Origin of the sequence: Streptomyces sp. NPDC086989, assembly GCF_044745505.1 — a bacterium.
Classification (GTDB): Bacteria; Actinomycetota; Actinomycetes; order Streptomycetales; family Streptomycetaceae; genus Streptomyces.
Map to the genome: position 1 here is coordinate 21,380 of NZ_JBIVAL010000015.1, position 19,486 is coordinate 40,865.

19 protein-coding genes are annotated in these 19,486 nt (G+C 69.5%); 14 read left to right on the plus strand and 5 right to left on the minus strand.

Annotated elements, in window-relative coordinates; translation table 11 throughout:
• Positions 1-167: 167 nt before the first annotated feature.
• The 5 genes from grpE to ACIPK4_RS30740 all read right to left on the minus strand — a co-directional run bounded on the left by grpE (position 168) and on the right by ACIPK4_RS30740 (position 4,978).
• Positions 168-800, minus strand: a complete 633-nt coding sequence (gene grpE, locus ACIPK4_RS30720) for a nucleotide exchange factor GrpE (protein ID WP_402318620.1) — start codon at positions 798-800, stop codon at positions 168-170.
• On the minus strand, positions 797-2,659 hold the full coding sequence (gene dnaK, locus ACIPK4_RS30725; protein ID WP_402318623.1) for a molecular chaperone DnaK: 1,863 nt from the start codon (positions 2,657-2,659) through the stop codon (positions 797-799). Before dnaK ends, grpE begins: the two co-directional genes overlap by 4 nt.
• A 324-nt stretch (positions 2,660-2,983) precedes the next feature.
• Positions 2,984-3,415 carry an Hsp20/alpha crystallin family protein gene (locus tag ACIPK4_RS30730; protein WP_402318626.1) on the minus strand — a complete coding sequence of 144 codons (432 nt, stop codon included), beginning with the start codon at positions 3,413-3,415 and terminating at the stop codon, positions 2,984-2,986.
• Between the two features lie 395 nt (positions 3,416-3,810).
• Positions 3,811-4,050 (minus strand): hypothetical protein, encoded by a 240-nt coding sequence (locus ACIPK4_RS30735; RefSeq protein WP_402318629.1) that lies wholly within the window; start codon positions 4,048-4,050, stop codon positions 3,811-3,813.
• 76 nt (positions 4,051-4,126) lie between these two features.
• Entirely contained in the window at positions 4,127-4,978 is an 852-nt protein-coding gene (locus tag ACIPK4_RS30740) for an alpha/beta fold hydrolase (RefSeq protein ID WP_402318632.1), read from the minus strand.
• Positions 4,979-5,081: 103 nt separating this feature from the next.
• Here ACIPK4_RS30740 and ACIPK4_RS30745 point away from each other — a divergent pair, with 103 nt between their 5' ends.
• The 14 genes from ACIPK4_RS30745 to ACIPK4_RS30810 all read left to right on the plus strand — a co-directional run bounded on the left by ACIPK4_RS30745 (position 5,082) and on the right by ACIPK4_RS30810 (position 19,429).
• Positions 5,082-5,495, plus strand: coding sequence for a winged helix-turn-helix transcriptional regulator (locus tag ACIPK4_RS30745; RefSeq protein ID WP_402318635.1), 414 nt, complete (start codon positions 5,082-5,084; stop codon positions 5,493-5,495).
• Between the two features lie 157 nt (positions 5,496-5,652).
• Positions 5,653-10,227 (plus strand): HAMP domain-containing protein, encoded by a 4,575-nt coding sequence (locus ACIPK4_RS30750; protein ID WP_402318638.1) that lies wholly within the window; start codon positions 5,653-5,655, stop codon positions 10,225-10,227.
• Positions 10,228-10,337: 110 nt separating this feature from the next.
• Positions 10,338-12,737, plus strand: coding sequence for a SpoIIE family protein phosphatase (locus ACIPK4_RS30755; RefSeq protein WP_402318641.1), 2,400 nt, complete (start codon positions 10,338-10,340; stop codon positions 12,735-12,737).
• Positions 12,738-13,263: 526 nt separating this feature from the next.
• Positions 13,264-13,560, plus strand: coding sequence for a gas vesicle protein (locus tag ACIPK4_RS30760; RefSeq protein ID WP_402318644.1), 297 nt, complete (start codon positions 13,264-13,266; stop codon positions 13,558-13,560).
• A gap of 80 nt (positions 13,561-13,640) precedes the next feature.
• A complete protein-coding gene (locus ACIPK4_RS30765; protein WP_054220558.1) occupies positions 13,641-14,078 on the plus strand; it encodes a gas vesicle structural protein GvpA in 438 nt (145 codons plus the stop codon).
• A gap of 3 nt (positions 14,079-14,081) precedes the next feature.
• Positions 14,082-14,795 carry a GvpL/GvpF family gas vesicle protein gene (locus tag ACIPK4_RS30770; RefSeq protein ID WP_402318647.1) on the plus strand — a complete coding sequence of 238 codons (714 nt, stop codon included), beginning with the start codon at positions 14,082-14,084 and terminating at the stop codon, positions 14,793-14,795.
• Between the two features lie 68 nt (positions 14,796-14,863).
• Positions 14,864-15,121, plus strand: coding sequence for a gas vesicle protein GvpG (locus tag ACIPK4_RS30775; protein WP_402318649.1), 258 nt, complete (start codon positions 14,864-14,866; stop codon positions 15,119-15,121).
• 40 nt (positions 15,122-15,161) lie between these two features.
• Positions 15,162-15,806, plus strand: a complete 645-nt coding sequence (locus ACIPK4_RS30780) for a hypothetical protein (RefSeq protein WP_402318652.1) — start codon at positions 15,162-15,164, stop codon at positions 15,804-15,806.
• The gene (locus ACIPK4_RS30785) at positions 15,799-16,953 is read left to right on the plus strand and encodes an SRPBCC family protein (protein WP_402318655.1); all 1,155 of its coding nucleotides are present in this window, start codon (positions 15,799-15,801) and stop codon (positions 16,951-16,953) included. The genes ACIPK4_RS30780 and ACIPK4_RS30785 overlap by 8 nt, the downstream gene beginning before the upstream one ends.
• A gap of 40 nt (positions 16,954-16,993) precedes the next feature.
• Positions 16,994-17,425: a gas vesicle protein gene (locus tag ACIPK4_RS30790; RefSeq protein ID WP_402318658.1), complete on the plus strand. Its 432-nt coding sequence runs from the start codon at positions 16,994-16,996 to the stop codon at positions 17,423-17,425.
• Positions 17,422-18,315 carry a GvpL/GvpF family gas vesicle protein gene (locus ACIPK4_RS30795; protein ID WP_402318660.1) on the plus strand — a complete coding sequence of 298 codons (894 nt, stop codon included), beginning with the start codon at positions 17,422-17,424 and terminating at the stop codon, positions 18,313-18,315. The genes ACIPK4_RS30790 and ACIPK4_RS30795 overlap by 4 nt, the downstream gene beginning before the upstream one ends.
• Positions 18,312-18,584, plus strand: a complete 273-nt coding sequence (locus ACIPK4_RS30800; RefSeq protein ID WP_402318663.1) for a gas vesicle protein — start codon at positions 18,312-18,314, stop codon at positions 18,582-18,584. Before ACIPK4_RS30795 ends, ACIPK4_RS30800 begins: the two co-directional genes overlap by 4 nt.
• Entirely contained in the window at positions 18,581-18,913 is a 333-nt protein-coding gene (locus ACIPK4_RS30805; RefSeq protein ID WP_054220551.1) for a gas vesicle protein K, read from the plus strand. Before ACIPK4_RS30800 ends, ACIPK4_RS30805 begins: the two co-directional genes overlap by 4 nt.
• 72 nt (positions 18,914-18,985) lie before the next feature.
• Positions 18,986-19,429, plus strand: a complete 444-nt coding sequence (locus tag ACIPK4_RS30810; protein WP_402318665.1) for a hypothetical protein — start codon at positions 18,986-18,988, stop codon at positions 19,427-19,429.
• Positions 19,430-19,486 lie beyond the last annotated feature (57 nt).

Sequence of the window (19,486 nt, forward strand, 5' to 3'; positions counted from 1 at the left end):
CTGGTTCCTGCAGCACCCGAGAGCAGGGCCCGGACGGAGCGGCGCGCCCCAGCTCGGCTTCACAGCGCACACCCAGCCGGACCAGCTCGGAACCGACCAGCTCCATGAGCGAGCGTCTCCTGGCTGGCTGAGCTGGCTGACTGCCTGACTGAAGGCGGTCTGCCGGCTCAGCCGCGGTCTTCCTGGTCGGGCGGTTCGCTCACCGTGACCTGGGCCGGACGCAGGAGGTGGTGCCCGACACGGTAGCCGGGCCGGTGCACGGTGGTGCAGGTGGGCTGGTCGACCTCGTCGGACCGCTCGTAGGAGATCGCTTCGTGGCGGGTGGGGTCGAAGGGTTCTCCCGGAGTGCCGACCTCCTGAAGGCCGAGCGTGGCGAGCTGGGTTTCCAGTACAGCGGCTACCGCTCGCAGACCGGGGTCGACGGTGCCGTGCTCGCGGGCCTGGTCGATGGCGTCCAGGACGGGCAGCAGCCCGCCCAGGACGTTGGCGACAGCGATTTCCCGTACCGCGAGGCGGTCACGCTGCACCCGCTTGCGGTAGTTGTCGTACTCCGCTTTGAGGCGCTGCAGGTCAGCGGTCCGTTGGGCGAGCTGGCTGTCCACGAGCTGGCTGTCCACAGCGTCGGCCCCGGCGGCAGGGGCGCCGCCGCGCGTTCCGCGATCACCGTCCCCGGCCGTGTGCCGGGCAGGGTGGCCGCCTGCCCTGAGCTCAAGGGTGACGGGGTCGATGCGTCGTTTGTCCCTGATCACGATGGGGGGCGGCTGCTTCCGCGGTCCGTTGGGATACTTCGGTGGGCTCATCGGGCGTCTCCCTTCGGGCTCTCGTCGTCGACGATCTCAGCGTCGACGACGTCCTCGTCCGCGCCGGACGACCCCGCTTCGGATGGTGATCCGCCAGCGCCTGCTGCGGCGCCTTGGGTGTCGTAGAGGGCCGTGCCGATCTTCTGCGCGACGCTGCCGGCTCGCTCCGTCGCCGTGCGGATGGCTGCCGCGTCCTGGCCCTTGAGCTTTTCCTTGAGGTCGGTGATCGCGTTTTCGGTCTCGCTCTTGAGGTCGGCCGGGATCTTGGCCTCGTTGTCGCTGAGCAGCTTCTCGGTCTGGTAGACGAGCTGTTCCGCTTTGTTGCGCGTCTCGGCCTCCTCCTTGCGGCGGCGGTCTTCCTCAGCATGCTGCTCGGCCTCGCGGACCATGCGGTCGATGTCCTGGCGAGGCAGGGAGGAGCCGCCGGTGACGGTCATCTTCTGCTCCTTGCCCGTGCCGAGGTCCTTGGCCGTGACGTGCATGATGCCGTTCGCGTCGATGTCGAAGGAGACCTCGATCTGCGGGACGCCACGCGGGGCCGGCGGCAGGCCGGTCAGCTCGAACATGCCGAGCTTCTTGTTGTACGCCGCGATCTCGCGCTCACCCTGGTAGACCTGGATCTGCACGGACGGCTGGTTGTCCTCGGCCGTCGTGAAGATCTCGGACCGCTTGGTCGGGATCGTGGTGTTGCGCTCGATGAGCTTGGTCATGATGCCGCCCTTGGTCTCGATGCCGAGGGACAGCGGGGTCACGTCGAGGAGCAGGACGTCCTTGACCTCACCCTTGAGGACACCGGCCTGGAGGGTGGCGCCGATCGCGACGACCTCGTCCGGGTTGACGCCCTTGTGCGGATCCTTGCCGGTCAGCTCCCTGACCAGCTCCGTCACCGCCGGCATGCGGGTGGACCCGCCGACCAGGATGACGTGGTCGATGTCCGAGACCTTGATCTTCGCGTCCTTGACCGCGTTGTGGAACGGCGCCTTGCAGCGCTCCAGCAGGTCGGCGGTCAGCTGCTCGAACTGGGATCGGGTGAGCTTCTCGTCCAGGTGGAGCGGACCCTCGGAGGATGCGGAGATGTAGGGCAGGTTGATGTTGGTCTCGGTGGCTGCGGACAGCTCGATCTTCGCCTTCTCGGCGGCCTCACGCAGACGCTGGAGCGCCATCCGGTCCTTGGACAGGTCGATGCCGTAGGCGTTCTGGAACTGCTTCACGAGGTGGTCGACGATCTTCTGGTCCCAGTCGTCGCCGCCGAGGTGGGTGTCGCCGTTGGTGGATTTGACCTCCACCAGCCCCTCGCCGATCTCCAGGAGCGACACGTCGAAGGTGCCGCCGCCCAGGTCGAAGACGAGGATCGTCTGGTCGTTCTCCTTGTCCAGTCCATACGCCAGCGCGGCGGACGTCGGCTCGTTGATGATCCGCAGCACTTTCAGGCCTGCGATCTCGCCGGCTTCCTTCGTCGCGGTGCGCTGGGAGTCGTTGAAGTACGCCGGAACGGTGATCACGGCGTCCGTGACGTCCTCACCCAGGTAGGCCTCGGCGTCACGCTTCAGCTTCTGCAGGACGCGTGCCGAGATCTCCTGCGCCGTGTACCGCTTGCCGTCGATGTCGCCGGCATCCGGGAAACGCCAGTTCGCCTCGCCGATGTGGCGCTTGACGGACCGCGCGGTGCGGTCGACGTTCGTCACCGCCTGCCGTTTGGCGATCTCCCCGACCAGGACCTCTCCGCCCTTTCCGAAGGCCACCACGGAAGGGGTGGTCCTATTGCCTTCGGTGTTGGTGATGACCGTGGGCTCGCCGCCCTCCAGGATTGCGACGACGGAGTTGGTCGTGCCCAGGTCGATTCCGACTGCGCGTGTCATCATCCGCTCCTCTCAGCTCCATACGGCTTTCGGCTGCTGACTTCGTCGGGTGGCCGGAGCAGGGCCGCGGCCGTACCGGCCCGCCGCGCTCCTCCAGGGCTATGCGGAGCTGCGGCGCGCTCAGGATGTCGATCTCTCCCCGAAGAGCGAGCCCGTGGTGTGCTCGCCGGCGCGCTGTTGGATCGCGGCCGCGAGTGGCGGTGTTTCGGCCATGACCGCACACCTCGCTTTCGTCCCGGCCGAGCTTCGCCAGCTGCGTACCCCCAGGATGGTGGGCGGTTCAGGGGAAGGCCGGCCCGCCCACCGCTTCCTGCCGGGCGTCCGTCAGGCGTTGATCTCCTTGCATGAGCCGTCTGCGGCCCGGATCTCGATCTTCCGGGGCTTCGCCTCCTCCGCGACCGGAATGCTCAGCCGCAGCACACCGGCTTCGTAGGAGGCCTCAATACGGTCGGCGTCCAGCGTCTCGCCGAGGAACAGCTGGCGGCTGAAGTTGCCGGAGGGGCGCTCCGCGATCAGCACCTCGCTGGTGTCTCCGGAGACGGTGGTCCGCCGCTCCGCCCGGACGTTCACGACGTCCCGTTCGACGTCCAGGTCGATGGACTCGGGGTCGACCCCGGGCAGGTCCAGCTCGACGACGAAGACATCTCCCTCGCGGAAGGCGTCCATGGGCATGGCCGCCGGCCGGGCCGTGGTTCCCAGAACCTGCTGCGTCAGCCTGTCCAGTTCACGGAAAGGATCGGTTCGCATGAGCATCATCGTTCACCCTCTTCCTCTCGTCACAGATGCACATGGCGACACCACCTATATAGCGCGCAGCAACAAACTTGACAAGACCAGACTCAAGGTGTCGCCGTGGCGGGTGCGAGCGTCTGCCACGCACGGATGAGATTCACGAGGCGGGCGGCAGGCACGCGGTCAGGACCGGCGCTCGGCCCCTTCGAGGGGCACCGAGCGGCGCTGTCTGTTCACGTCCCCCGGGCAGGCCTCGCTGGGTCGCCCGGGCCGCTCGGCCAGGGGCGATCTTCCGTACACGCTCCGCCACCGCCGCCTTTCCGAACAAGCGCCGCGGGCCCCGGCGAGCGTAGCGACCGCACATGCCCGGAACATGGGCACGGCCGGAAGCAACCGGAGCAGCTGAGCAGGGGGCGTCGTCAGCCACGGCGCAGTGCGAGCGCCACTCCGAACGCGGCGGTCAGTGCGGAGGCCGCTGCGCCCACCGTGCCGATCGGCCCGGTCAGCGAGGGGCGGACTACGCACAGGTAAAACGTTGCACCCAGGACCAGGGCGACGACGATGCCCAGGAGCAGCAGCACCACCGGATCGGTGCCTGGAGAGTGCTGGGGCTGCTGGGGCTGCTGGGGCTGCCGGGGGTGCTGGCCGGTGGCGGGCATGTGGGTTCCCTCCCGTCAGGGCCTGCGGACGGGCAGGACTGCTGTAAGCACCGCTCGCATCCAGGCATCCGGTCCGTCACGCTGCTTTCGCGTCCTCACCGGCCAGGAACGGATGCAGCAGCGCGAGCAGGGCGTGCGGCCGGTGCAGCGGGATGATGTGGCCGCAGTCTTCGATGACGTGTCCGGTGAGATCGTCGGTGACCGGGCGGAGTTGGCGTTCCAGCGCAGCACCGACGGGCCGGGCGCCCAGCGCCAACGTGGGCACCGTCAGGCGGGCCGTGGCCACTGCCTGCTCGATCTGTACTGCGCTCTCGGGTAGGGCCCGGTAGTACGAGAACGCGCAGCTCAGCGCCTGGCGGCCGGTGTATGCGCGGACGAACGCGTCCCGGAGGGCGGGGCGCACCCCGTCGCCGAGTGTGCCGGCGTTCAGAAACCAGTCGACGTAGGCGGCCTCGTGGCCCTCCAGCACGGTCTCGGCGAGGTGGGGCGCGGCGGAGTGGAAGCCGAACCACCACGGCTGCCCGTGGGCGAGGAAGTCCTCGGCGCCGGGCAGCCTGCCCAGAACGGACTCCATGACGACCAGGCGCCGGACCAGACCGGGGCGGCGCAGGGCGAGGAGGAAGGCCGGCGCGGTGCCCGCGTCGATGCCCACCACAGCGGCCGAGGACACGCCGAGCGCGGCAAGAAGCGCCTCGGCGTCCTCGGCCAGGGTGCCCGCGTCGTATCCGGAGGCGGTCCGGCTGCTCGATCCGAACCCGCGCAGGTCGGGCGCGATGACGCGGTAGCGGCTGGACAGGCCGTCCATGACGTCCGTCCACAGCTCCCAGGTGTGCGGGAAGCCGTGCAGCAGCAGGACGGCCGGGCCCGATCCGGAGAGGGCGACGTTCAGTTCGACACCGTTGGCGAGGACGCGTCGCAGCTCGGGCATGGAGGGGCTCCAGGTGCTTGGTGACTGATGGTGACCAGGTCACGGTAGGGAACTATCCTGTTCTTCCCAAGACGGCACTTTCCCTTCAGGTGGTGAGCCCCGGGTGACCACGTCGAGGCCCGGCGAACCCGGTCGGCGACCCGGTAAACGGGGGGACCTGCTGGATCCGCGCTGTCCGACCCGCCAGCTGCTCGACCGGATCGGCACCAAGTGGACGTCGATGGTGGTCAAGGTGCTGGCCGAGGAGGGTCCGGGTGAGCTCCGTTTCGCGGAACTGCGGCGCCGTATTCCGGGCATCTCACAGAAGATGCTGTCCGTCACGCTGCAGAGCCTGGTCCGTGATGGTCTGGTCGCACGCCGCGTGGAACCCACCGTGCCGCCCGCCGTCCACTACCTGCTCACCGAGCTCGGCCTGTCCCTCGAAGTACCGCTCTCCGCCCTGCGGGTCTGGGCCGAGACGCACATGCCGGAGATCGACCGCAACAACCAGCTCGCCGACGAGTCACCTCCCCATTAGCCGTGGATCGAATGCGCTGGTCACAGCCATTTCACCGCGAGGAGCGAACGCAAGTGCACTTGTGGCTCCGAGGGTGCAGGCAGGTGTGATGGACTGGGCCATGGGCCGCTTCAGGGTTGGGGGCGTGCCATGAGCGGAATGAGAGATGGGGACTGCGATGGCCAAGACGGCTGATTCGTCGAGCGCGGAGGCGACGGGGGCGGGGGCGGTCGGTGAGCCGGAGCTGCGGCAACTGCTGGCCGGGCTGACGGCCGTACGTGACGGTGACTTCGGTACTCGGCTGCCGGACGAAGCTGACGGTCTTCTCGGGGAGATCGCCACGGTCTTCAACGGGATGGTCGACCAGCTGTCGCTGTTCACGTCCGAGGTGACCCGGGTCGCCCGTGAGGTCGGTACCGAGGGGACGCTGGGCGGCCAGGCCGAGGTCCCGGGCGTCTCGGGCACCTGGGCGGACCTGACGGACTCCGTGAACGCGATGGCCGGCAACCTCACGACCCAGGTACGGGACATCGCGCAGGTGGCGACCGCGGTGGCGCGTGGCGACCTTTCGCAGAAGATCGACGTGGCTGCCCGGGGTGAGATCCTGGAGCTGAAGGACACCGTCAACACGATGGTGGACCAGCTGTCCTCGTTCGCCGCCGAGGTCACCCGTGTCGCCCGTGAGGTGGGCAGCGAAGGCCGGCTCGGCGGTCAGGCCGAGGTGCCCGGAGTGGGCGGCGTGTGGCGCGAGCTCACCGATTCGGTGAACTTCATGGCCGGCAACCTCACCGACCAGGTCCGCAACATCGCTCAGGTGACCACCGCCGTCGCCAAGGGCGATCTCTCTCAGAAGATCGCCGTGGACGCGCGCGGGGAGATCCTGGAGCTGAAGAACACCATCAACACGATGGTGGACCAGCTGTCCGCGTTCGCGGGTGAAGTCACCCGTATGGCGCGCGAGGTGGGAACGGAAGGCATCCTCGGCGGGCAGGCGGACGTGAAGGGCGTCTCCGGTACGTGGCGTGACCTGACCGACTCGGTGAACTTCATGGCCGGGAACCTGACCTCCCAGGTCCGCTCCATCGCCCAGGTCGCCACCGCCGTGGCGCAGGGCGACCTCTCGCAGAAGGTCCGCGTGGACGCGCGCGGGGAGATCCTGGAGCTGAAGACCACGATCAACACGATGGTCGACCAGCTGTCCGCGTTCGCCGACGAGGTCACGCGCGTGGCCCGCGAGGTGGGCACGGACGGCCGGCTCGGCGGCCAGGCGGACGTCAAGGGCGTCTCCGGTACGTGGCGTGACCTGACCGACTCGGTGAACTTCATGGCCGACAACCTGACCGCCCAGGTCCGCTCCATCGCCGAGGTCACCACCGCCGTGGCCCAGGGTGACCTGACCCAGAAGATCCGGGTGGACGCCCGCGGGGAGATCCTGGAGCTGAAGGAGACCATCAACACGATGGTCGACCAGCTCTCCGCGTTCGCCGACGAAGTGACGCGGGTCGCCCGCGAGGTCGGCACGGAGGGCAACCTGGGTGGCCAGGCCACCGTCCGTGGCGTGTCCGGCACATGGAAGGACCTGACCGACAACGTCAACGTCATGGCCTCGAACCTGACCGGACAGGTGCGTTCCATCGCCCAGGTGGCGACGGCGGTCGCCCGCGGTGACCTGTCGCAGAAGATCACGGTCGAGGCGAAGGGCGAGGTCGCCGCGCTGGCCGGCGTCATCAACACGATGGTCGACACGCTGTCCGCGTTCGCCGACGAGGTCACCCGCGTGGCCCGCGAGGTCGGCACCGAAGGCCGCCTCGGTGGCCAGGCCCGGGTGCCCAACGTGGCGGGCACCTGGAAGGACCTCACGGACAACGTCAACTCCATGGCCAACAACCTCACCGGCCAGGTCCGCAACATCGCCCTCGTCACCACCGCCGTCGCCAACGGCGACCTGTCCAAGAAGATCGACGTGGACGCCCGCGGCGAGATCCTGGAGCTGAAGACCACCATCAACACGATGGTCGACCAGCTGTCCTCCTTCGCCGCCGAAGTCACCCGCGTCGCCCGCGAGGTCGGCAGCGAGGGCCGCCTCGGCGGCCAGGCCGAGGTCGAAGGCGTCTCCGGCACCTGGAAGCGGCTCACCGAGAACGTCAATGAGCTGGCCGGAAACCTCACCCGGCAGGTCCGGGCCATCGCCGAGGTCGCCAGCGCGGTCGCCGAAGGGGACCTGACCCGTTCGATCACGGTCGACGCCTCCGGCGAGGTCGCCGAACTCAAGGACAACATCAACTCCATGGTCGGCTCGCTGCGGGAGACCACGCGCGCCAACCAGGAGCAGGACTGGCTCAAGTCCAACCTCGCCCAGATCTCGTCCCTCATGCAGGGTCACCGCGACCTCGCCGTCGTCGCCGAACTCGTCATGGACGAACTCACTCCCCTCGTCGACGCCAGCTACGGCGCCTTCTACCTCGGCGAGGAGATCGACGGCCAGGCGGGGCTCACCCTGATCGGCTCCTTCGGACGGCCGGTGGAAAGCCCCGCCGCCACGCGGGTGCGGCACGGGGAAACCCTGGTGGGGCAGGCGGCGCGCAGCCGCCGCATCCTGACCACCAACAACGTTCCGGCAGGCTATCTGATCTCATCTGGCCTCGGACAGGCCGCGCCGGCCCACCTGATCGTTCTGCCCATCGTCGTCGAGGACCAGGTCCTGGGCGTCATCGAGCTTGCCTCCTTCGCACCCTTCACGGCCGTGCACCGCGATTTCCTGGGCCGGCTGATGGAGACCATCGGCGTCAACGTCAACACGATCGTCGCCAACGCGCGGACCGACGAGCTCCTCGGCGAGTCCCAGCGGCTCACGACAGAGCTCCAGGCCCGCTCGGAGGAACTCCAGGTCCAGCAGGAGGAACTCCAGCGCTCCAACGCCGAACTGGAGGAGAAGGCCGCCCTCCTCGCCAGCCAGAACAGCGACATCGAAGCCAAGAACCTGGAGATCGAACAGGCCCGGCAGGAGCTGGAGGACCGGGCGCAGCAGCTGTCGCTGGCTTCCAAGTACAAGTCGGAGTTCCTGGCGAACATGAGCCACGAACTGCGCACCCCGCTCAACAGCCTCCTCATCCTCGCTCAGCTCCTCGCACAGAACCCCACCCGCAACCTGTCTCCGAAGCAGGTCGAGTACGCGGGCATCATCCACTCGGCCGGTTCCGACCTGCTTCAGCTGATCAACGACATCCTCGACCTCTCCAAGGTCGAGGCGGGCAAGATGGACGTGAACCCGGAGCGGGTCTCGCTCAAGCAGCTCCTCACCTACCTCGAAGCCTCCTTCCGGCCGCTGACCAGCCAAAAGGGACTCGAATTCGACATCACGACGGCCCCTGGCGTGCCGGTGGACCTCCTCACCGACGACGCCCGCCTCCAGCAGATCCTGCGCAACCTGCTCTCCAACGCGGTGAAGTTCACCGAGCAGGGCAGCGTTCACGTCAAGATCGAACCTGCGGCGTCGGCAGAGCTCCCCGACGAGCTGAGGCGGTCGGGATCCGTGGTCGCCTTCCGCGTCATCGACAGCGGCATCGGGATCGCCGAGCAGCAGCTGGAGTCCATTTTTGCCGCGTTCCAGCAGGCCGACGGCACCACCAGCCGCAAGTACGGCGGCACCGGCCTCGGTCTGTCCATCACCCGGGAGATCGCCCGCCTTCTCGGCGGCGCCGTCACGGCGCAGAGCACCCCGGGCCAGGGCAGCACCTTCACCCTCTACCTCCCCGTCTCAGGACCCGCCGACGGCGGTACGGCCGCCCTCGAAAGCGCGGAGTCGGCCGGCTCGGAGCCTGCGCAGTCGGACGGCCCTGCCCAGACGGTCCTCGAAGAGGAGCGCCACCCCCGCCGCATTCTGGTCATCGAGCAGCGCAGCAACGGTCTGCTCAGCCTGGTCGCCGAAAGCGCAGCCGGGGACCTGGCCGCAGGACGCGCAGTCACCGTGCCGATGGACCGCGCCGAGGTCGTCACCGCCGTCACCGCGGCGGACGCAGCAGCCGTACTCGCCCAGGCACCTTTCCACTGCGTTGTTCTCGAACTCGGATCCGACGGGGAAGGACTGCAGTTCCTCCAGGCTCTCGCCGGCGACAGCGCGCTGGCCTCCCTGCCGGTCCTCGCCCACGACAACCGGCGCATGACCCGGGAGCAGCAGGCAGAAGTCGCCGCGCGGGCCGCCGCTCTGCCGCTGGAAGTCCTCTCCAGCCTGGACGAACTCCGCGAGCGGATCGCCCTGCACCTGTCGGCGGACCGCCCGGGCGACGTTCCCACCCTCGTGCACGCCGAAACCCACTCGGCCGGCCCCGACCACGCCGTCGTCGACGCCAGCCTCGCCGGCCGGTCGGTCCTCGTCGTCGATGACGACCCGCGCAACCTCTACGCCATCAGCGGGATCCTGGAGCTGCACGGAATGCACGTCCTGCACGCCGAGAACGGCCGCAGGGGAATCGAAACCCTCACCGAAAGCCCGGGAATCGACTTGATCCTGATGGACGTGATGATGCCGGAACTGGACGGCTACGCGGCCACCAGCGAGATCAGGCGCATGCCCGCGTACAAGGACCTCCCGATCATCTCGGTCACGGCGAAGGCCATGCCGGGAGACCGTGAGAAGAGCCTGGCCTCGGGGGCGAACGACTACGTCACCAAGCCCGTCGACGCCAACGACCTCATCGCCCGACTCCGTCGGTGGCTGCCGACTCAGAACAGCTCGGGCAACACCCCGGCCTGACGACCCAAGCCACCCCACGGAGGAAAAGCGGCACACACGTGAACACCACTTCTGACGAAAACGAAGCAACCCGGTCCCCGGCCCCACCTGCCGCCGTGGGAGACCACGCCATGATCGAGGCAGCTGCGGCAGCCGCACACGGCGAAGCGCAGCCAGGCCGGCGCCCGAGGTCGAACACACCCTCGGCTCTGGAGGCCGGCCGGCTCGCGGCAACCGTGGAGCGCCTGCGCGAGGAGGCTCTGGAGGCCCAGTCGGCGGCCGACGGCCGCGCTCTCGTGGAGCTCGCCAAAGGCATCCTTGTCGGCCAGCTCGGATGCGGGCCCGCTGAGGCATCGAGGCAGCTGGTCAAGCTCGCCGAACAGTCCGGCACCACTCTGCTCGCCCTCGCCGTCGACATCATCAACCAGGCAGCCCGTGACCGCGTCAGCGAGGTCACGCAGGAGTTCCTCGCCACCGCTGTCGCCGAACCTGCCGAACCGGCGCCGACCGTCCGGCTGCGGGCAGCGGAAAGCCGCGTCCTGGCGGCGGGTGATACACAGGCCGTCGCCGCGGCGCTCCTCGAAAACGCGCTCGCCCCTCTCGGTGCGAACGGCGTCGCGATCTGGGTCACCGGAGCCGACTCCTCGCTCACCCTGGCCGGCCAGGCGGGCTTCGCCCCGGAGGATGCCGACCGCTGGCGCTATGTCCCACCCGAGGTCGCCACGTGCGCCCGGCTCGCCCTCACCCACCGCGAGCTCTCCGTCGTCACCAGCCTGTCCCAGGCCAGTCTGCCGACCATCGGGCGGCGCCAGCACCCCGACGGCGGCCGCGTCGTCATCCCCGCCGGGACCGGGGGCCGCATCCACGGCGTCCTGGAGATCGCCTGGCCCCAGCCCCTGGCCCCGCAGCCCGTACAGATCATCCGCCAGCTCGAAGCGCTGGCCGAACTCTGTGCCCACACCCTTGAAGAGCAGTCCGCGCACCACACCTCGGATGCCTCCGGCGCCGCATACCACGCCGCTCTGGCGGAACTCACCGACCTCGCCGGCCATCTCGACGACACGGTCCTCGTCCTCGCCCCCGTCCTCGATGCCGACGGCCGACTCGCGGACTTCCGCATTCACCACGTCAACAACAGCTTCATGGACCCGGCCGGACGGCCCCGCTCCATGGTCACCGGCCGCCCTTTCCTCGAGATCTACCCGGCGGCAGCCGAGGACGGGGGCCTCTTCGACAAGCTGGTGAGGACCTACGCCACCGGCGAAGCCTGCCAGGCGCTGCGCACTGCGCTGACCACCTTCGTCGGAGAGGTGCCCCTCACCACCGTCGCCGACGTGCGCATCAGCCGGCACGGCCCCGCCCTCCTCCTCATCTGGAAGATCGAAGACGAGAAGGCACGGCTCGCCAACCTGCTGCAGCACGCACAGCGACTCGGCCGTGTCGGCGGCTTCGAACAGAACATGCGCACCCGGGAGATCAGCTGGAACGAGCAACTGTTCGCCCTGTTCGGGTTGCCGGTGACCGCCGCCCCCGTCCCCCTCGAGGACCTTGCGGCGCACGCCCACACCCACGACGTCAATTCCATCGGACGGTTTCTGCGCACCCTCATGCACAGCCGGCGCGAATCGGCCGTGGAGTTCCGCCTCCAGCGGCCCGACGGGATTACGCGTCACATCCGCATGGTGGCCGAGCCGGTCCTGGACGCCCGGGGCCGCCTCTACTCGGTGCGCGGCGCCTGCCAGGACGTCTCGTCCCAGCATTGGACCGAAGTCGCGCTCGCCGCCACCCGCGACCAGCTCGCCGACACCGAGGCGGAATCCGCAGACCGCAGCCGCCTCGCCCTCCAACTCCAGCACGCCATCATGCCGCCCGCGCCAGCGCCCCTCGAAGTACCGGGTATCCGGATCGCGGTGCGCTACCGACCGGCCGAATCGGAATCCCTCGTCGGCGGCGACTGGTACGACTCCGTGGTCCTGCCCAACGGCGAGATCCTTCTCAGCGTGGGCGATGTCGCAGGACACGGCATCCAGGCGGCCACCGGCATGGTCGTGCTGCGCAACGCCCTGCGCGGCCTCGCCGTCACGGGCGCCGGCCCGGCGCAGCTGCTGGCCTGGCTCAACCGGGTCGCCTTCCACCTCACCAGCGACGTCACCGCCACTGCCGTCTGCGCCCTCTTCGACCCCAAGACCCGAACCCTGCGGTGGGCGCGCGCCGGACACCTGCCTCCTGTCCTGGTCAGGGGCCCGCAGGCGCAGTCCTTCCCCCTCAACGCCGGACTGCTGCTCGGAGCACTGCCGGAGACGACCTTCGTGGAAGAGGAGGTGCAGCTCGAAACCGACGACATCCTCCTCATGTACACCGACGGGCTCGTCGAACGCAGGGACATCGCCGTGACCGACTCCCTCGCGCAGCTGCTCACCGTGGCCTCGCGGCCCGCGAGCACCCTGGAACGGCGGCTGGACAGCATGCTCACCTACAGCGCATCTGACACCGACGATGACACTTGCCTCATCGGAATCGAGGTCCGCTGACCCCGGACTCCTTGACGCGGCGCAGTCACACGCTGCGCCACAGCCCACCGGGCCCTATCGGCCGGCAAGGCCGGGGCGGCGGCGACGCGGACGGGCCCTGGCCCCGGCCGGTCCGTCTGCCGGAACTCCTGCAGATAGAACAGAGATAGCGCGCCGCTAGAACAGAGATAGCGCGCCGCGCATCCCAGGAGTTGGCGGGCTGACCCGCCACGGGCCCGCACGGGACGAGTGGACGGGGCCGGCGTACGGATGCGCTTGTGGAGCAGCCCCGCCCGTTCTGTCCGCGGGGGCTGCCGTTGCTGCGGACGCCCTGTCCCGGGGCGACGGACCGAGAACCTCAACGGTGGTTCCCCTGGCGCCGGATGGACGGACGGGGAGGGCTGCGCAAGCCCGTCCGGCGCAGTTCCCGACACGCATCCGTCGATCCGTCATGCATGCGGGCGGTAGGGGCGGGCAGGCGAACGTGAGTCCACACGGCGCTGGAGCTCGACTGCAGAGCCGTCGTCCATGCCTCACAGGCGGGAACATGAGCGCGACTGACGACGAGACACAGAAGACGTCCAAAAGACTCGACATCCCCACGGCGATACGCCTCGCCACCGAGCAGCTCGCGGAGCTCCTGCGGTGCGAACCGGCGTCCGTTTCGGCGGTGAAGGCCACCGAGGACGGGTGGACGGCGGAGGTGGAGATCGTCGAGCTGGAGAAGGTCCCGGACACGATGAGCGTGATGGCTTCCTATCACGTGGCTCTCGACGCCGAGGGCCGGCTCGTGGGGTACGAGCGCACACGGCGCTACGCCCGGGGCCAGATCGACCGCCGCTGAGGCGGTGGCGGCGTCCGCGCTCCCCGCAGGAGCCGTGCGCCCGTACGCGTCGACAGACGCCGAATCGAAAGGAGTTCACCGTGACACTCGTCCAACAGAGCAGTGCAACGAGCGGCGGAAGCGGCTCGGGAAATCTCTACGACGTACTGGAACTCATCCTCGACAGGGGCCTTGTGATCGACGCGTTCGTGCGCGTCTCCCTGGTCGGGATCGAGATCCTCAAGATCGATGTCCGCGTGGTCGTCGCCAGCGTGGACACCTACCTCCGCTTTGCCGAGGCGTGCAACCGCCTCGACCTGGAGTCAGGGCGGAAGGCACCCACGCAGCTCACCGACATCGTGGGCGAGATGACCGAGAACGGCGCCAAGGGAAAGTCGAAGGGCGCCCTGACCGGCGCCGTCGAGGCGATAACGGACTCCCTGCAGAGCAAGCGCGAGGAATCCGAGGAAGAGCCCCGTAAGCGGCCGGCGCGCAAGTCGACGTCCAGCCGTTCGTCCGCCGCCCGCCGGGAGGAGTAGCAGGTGCCCACCTACATCTACGCCATCACCAATAAGGACCACCCTCTGCGCCTGGACGACCTCCAGGGCGTGGGCGAGCCGGCGACACCCCTGCGCACGGTCCGCGTCGGCGAGGTCGCCGCGGTCGTCAGCGATGCCCCTGAAGGCCTGCGCGCCAAGCGCCGCGACGTGCTGGCCCACGAGGCCGTCCTGGAGTCATTGATGGCGGACGGGGCGACCCTGCCGATGCGCTTCGGACTGCTCGGCCCGGACGACGACCAGGTGGCCCAGGCGCTGGAGCAACACGGCGCCGCCTACCGCAGCCGCCTGGCCGAGCTCGCCGGGCACGTCGAGTTCAACCTCAAGGCAGCCCGCGACGAGCAGGATCTGCTGCTCGAAATCGTCTCGGAGTCCGACCAGATCAGGGAACTCAACGAACGCACCAGGTCGGGATCGGCCGGGCAGGACGACCGCATCGCCCTCGGCGAGCTCGTCGCGGGCCAAGTCGCCGAACGCAACAACGAGCAGGCGCAGAAGACCCTGGAGAAGCTGCTGCCGGCGGCGGCCCGGGTCTCGCGCGCCGAGCCGGGCGCCAGCCACTTCCTCAACGCCTCCTTCCTCGTGTCGGCGCAGAGCGCGGACGAGTTCGTGAAGGCGGTCCGTGAGGAGGCGGACCGCCGGGGCGAGACCTACACCCTCACCCTGACCGGACCGCTGCCCCCGTACAGCTTCGTCTGACCGGTACGCCGGCACCCCGGCGCCAGGCGTCGAGGCCGGGCCCGGCGACTCAGGAAGGAGGCCGGCCCATGGGGCTCCTCAGCACGATCCTGACCCTGCCCATCGCACCGCTGCGCGGCACGGCCTGGGTGGTCGACCAGGTACTGCTCGCCGCGGAACGCGAGTACTACGACCCCGCCCCCGTCCGGGAGCAGCTGGCGGCGCTCGTGGAGGACCTGGCCGAAGGCCGCGTGGACGCGGCCGAGTTCGACCGGCGCGAGGACGCTCTCCTGGACCGGCTCGACGCAATTGAGGCCTACCGAAGCCAGACGGGAAGCGGCTCATGACGAAACAGAGTGATCAAGCGAGGCGGAACGAGGTACACCGGTGATACCGAAGAACACCACGACGGCAGCCGCCCTCGTCGGGGGCTATCTCCTGGGGCGGACGAAGAAGGCCAAGATGGCCATCGGGGTGGGCATGTTCCTCGCCGGCCGCAGACTGGACCTCGACCCCCGGCGCCTCGGAAAGCTGCTGGCCGCCTCGCCCGTGACGGGCGCCCTGAGCGATCAGATCCGCCGAGAGCTGTTCGAGGCCACGAAGTCGGCCGCAGCCCAGGCCCTCACCCAGCGCGCCACAGGCCTTGCCGACTCACTGCAGCAGCGCACGCGGGCGCTCGGCGGCGACCACGCCTCCGAGGCCGACGAAGACGACGGACCCGAAACACGAAAGCGGGAAGCCAAAGTCGAAGCCGCAGACGACGGCTCGGACGTAGACGACGGCTCGGACGCAGCCGCGAACGATGACGAGGAGGCGGACGACGCAGCCGACGACAGCCGGCGCAGGCGGACACGCTCCGCGCCTGCGGCCAAGACCGCGGGCAAGAAGACCACCAGCCGTGCTCCTTCGTCCGGCGGCGGTACCTCCGGCCGTCGAACCGGCAAGTCGACGGCAGCTCGCAAGCGTACGAGCGCCCCCAGGAAGGCCACGGCCTCCCGTACGCGCAAGAGCAGGGGGGACAGCGATGAGTGATTCCACGCTCAGCAAGATCAAGAAGGATGTGGTGGGCAATCCGGCCACCGACCGGCTGAAGGAGGAGCTCCGCCTCTACCTCGCGGCCCGCGCCGAAGACGCCGTCACCCGGCTCGGAGAGCGCCTCGGCGACCGCGTCGCCCGGCTGGGTGAGCCCGGTGCCGCGAAGGGGAGCCTCGGAAAGGGCATTGCGGAGGGGGGCAAGGCCCTCAGCGAGGGGAAGTCCCCCGCGCGGGCCGCGCTCGCGGCGGGGACGTCCGCCGTCAAGGACACCTTGAAGAAAAGGGCCAAGAGCCTTGTCGGCGGTGGCCGCACATCCGGTGGGGGCACAACCGGGAGCGTGACGATCGTCGAGGACATCGACGTCGGTGTCCCCGTCCGCGAGGCGTACGACCAGTGGACGCAGTTCCAGGAGTTCAGCACGTTCGCCAAGGGAGTCGTCAGCGTTGAGACGGCGGACGACACCACCACCAACTGGAAGGTGAAGGTCGCCAAGTCGACTCGAAGCTGGCAGGCGAACGTGACCGAGCAGATCCCCGACGAGCGCATCGCCTGGACCACCCAGGGCGCGAAGGGGACGGTCCGCGGGGTGGTGACCTTCCACCGGCTCACCGACGACCTCACCCGCGTCCTGCTCGTCCTGGAGTACTTCCCGAAGGGCCTGTTCGAGAAGACGGGTAACCTCTGGCGCGCGCAGGGCAGGCGGGCCCGGCTCGATCTCAAGCTCTACCGCAAGTTCCTCATGCTGCGTGGAGAGGCCACCGACGGCTGGCGGGGCGAGATCCACGGCGGCGAGGTCGTCGTCAGCCACGACGAAGCGGTCAGGGAGGAGGACGACACCGACGGCGATGCGGAGGACTTCCAGGACGAAGACGCAGACGCCGAGGGCGCATTCGGGGACGGCGAGTACGACGAGGCCGCTGACGAAGCACCGGACGACGACGAGTTCGAGGAGGACCCCGAATACGAGGCTGAGACCTCCGACGAGACGGCCTCGGACGAACCGGACGCCGAGTTCGACGACGACGAGTTCGACGGAGCCGACGACGAGTTCGACGAAGCCGAGGACGAGCCGGCCGCCTCGGAGGAACCCCGGCCGCGCGGATCCGGACGCCGCACCCGCCGTCGCACTCCCGTCGGCAGCTGACCGGTATCAACAGAGCACACCAGAGAACAGGGGCGCCAACGTGTCCGAGTCCTTCGCAGGACGCCTTCCGGCCGCACCGCACGCCGCCGTGCCCAGTCACCACCAGGGATCTTCCGCGAACCTCGCGGACATCCTGGAACGCGTACTGGACAAGGGCATCGTGATCGCCGGAGACATCCAGATCAACCTGCTCGACATCGAGCTGCTGACCATCAAGCTCCGCCTGCTGGTCGCCTCGGTCGACAAGGCGAAGGAAATGGGCATCGACTGGTGGGAGCACGACCCCTCCCTCTCCTCACGCGCCCGCCACTCCCGTCCCGTCGGCAGTGGTGACGGGGGTGGCAGCCGGGAGGAGCTCCTGGCCCAGGAGAACGAGCGCTTGCGCGGCGAACTCGAGCGCATGCGCTCCGGCCCCTCCCACGACCAGCAGGCGCAGGCCGACATCCGCGACCGGACGGAGGAGACGCGGTGAGCACACCGGACCCGACCTGGAACGTGGCCGACGCCCCTCCCCGCCAGACCGACACCCGGCCGGTGGGGGAGTGGGTCACCAGCCGCCCCCCGATGGCCTACGTGTACGGCGTCGGCCGGGACGGGGAGAAGCTTGGCGCTCTCGCCCGCTCGGCGACCGGCGTCGACGGCCACGCCGTCGCGACCGTTGCCGCGGGCGGCCTCGTCGCCCTGGTGTCGGCCGTGCCGGCCGACGCCTTCGACGAAAGCGCCTTGCCGCACCGCCTGGGCGACCTCACCAGGCTGGAGGAGCTGGCCCGGGCTCACCATGCCGTGGTGGACGCCGCGTTCAGCGAGGCGGTGTTCCTCCCGCTCCGGCTGGCCACCGTCTACCTCGACGAGCCCCGGGTGGCCGACATGCTCCTCGAACACCGCGACCGGTTCGCCCCCCTGCTGGCGTGGCTGGACGGCCACGTCGAGCTCGGAGTCAAGGTCCACGTCGATCCGGCCGCCGCCGCGGCGCAGGCCACCCCCGCACAGTCCGCTGAGCCGCCGACGCCGAGCCCGGGCCGCGCCTACCTGCAGCAGCGCAGGCAGAAACGGCACAGCACCGAAGCCCTCTACCGCGCCGCCGCCACGGTCGCGGACGAGGTCACGCACGCCGCGCGGACCCTCGCGACGGCAGCTGTCGTCCACCGTCCCCAGCAGGGGGAGCTGTCCGGCCGACGGGAGGCCAACATCGCCAACCACGCCTATCTGGTGCCCGCGGATGCCGAAGAGCGCTTCCGCCAGGCAGTGCACGCGGCGACGCGGCCTGCGGCCGGGGTACAGGTGGAGGTGACCGGTCCCTGGGCACCGTACTCCTTCGCGACTCCCGCCCCGAACCCACCGGCGGACGGGGCGCCGCGATGAGCACACCGTTCCTGAACGACGGTTCCCACGCCTCGCCGGAGCGGCTGTCCGGTCCGCCGGTGGCACTCATCGACCTGCTGGACCGCCTGCTGACCGGCGGCGCCGTCCTGACCGGGGACCTCGTCCTCTCCATCGCCGACGTGGACCTGGTCCACATCAACCTGCGCGCGGTCATCCGGTCGATCACCGGCGACGAGCCCGCCCCCTGGGCGCGAGCCCTCGGCCCGGACGCCTCCTTCGCCGACCACGCCACAGCGCCCAGGGGGTGACCGACGTGCAAGACCCGCACACCACCGCCGGCGGCAACGCCGTGGCACAACGGCTGTCCGTGGACCCCGACACGGTGGAACGCGACCTGATCAAGCTCGTGCTCACGATCGTCGAGCTGCTGCGCCAGCTGATGGAACGCACCGCGGTACACCGCGTCGACCAGGGCGATCTAGCCGAGGACGAGGAAGAGCGCATCGGCATGACCCTGATGATCCTGCACGAACGGATGGAAGAACTGTGCGAGCGGTACGGCCTGACCATGGACGACCTCAACCTGGACCTGGGCCCTTTGGGTTCGCTCCTGCCCCGCGATTTCCCCCGCCCGTGAAAAACGGACCGCAGACCGTTTCAGCGGAACGCTCCCCGTTTCACCGGCCCGACACAGGCAAGAAGGAAAGTCATGACTGAATCCAACGGAAGTGCCAAGGCTGCTAGCAATACCACCACCCGGAAGGCGCCCGCCAAGGGTGCCGCGTCGGCCGCCAAGCGCGCCCGGTCGGCCCAGTCGCAGGCCACCACTGCGGCAACCGACACCGCAACGGCTGCCCGCGACGCCCAGGAGACCGCGACGGCGGGCCTCCAGTCCGCGGGCGAGGCCACCAAGAGCGCCGGCCGAGCGGTCGCGAGCGGTCTGCAGACGGGCCAGAAGGCCGTGACGGCCAACGCCGCCAAGGCAGCCGCCGCGGCCACGGCTGCATGGACGGTCGTCAAGAACAGGAAGGTGATCGCTGCGAGCGCGGCCGCGGGCCTCGTCGGTGTCGCCGGCGCTGCGTTCGCGGCCGGCCGCTCGACGGCCAAGCCCCAGGTCGGCCCGCTGACCAAGCTCATGGGCGGCCGAATCTGACGAGACCGCAGGCCGGTGCACGCCGCCCCACGCCTACCGATCCGCTCCGTTCCTCGG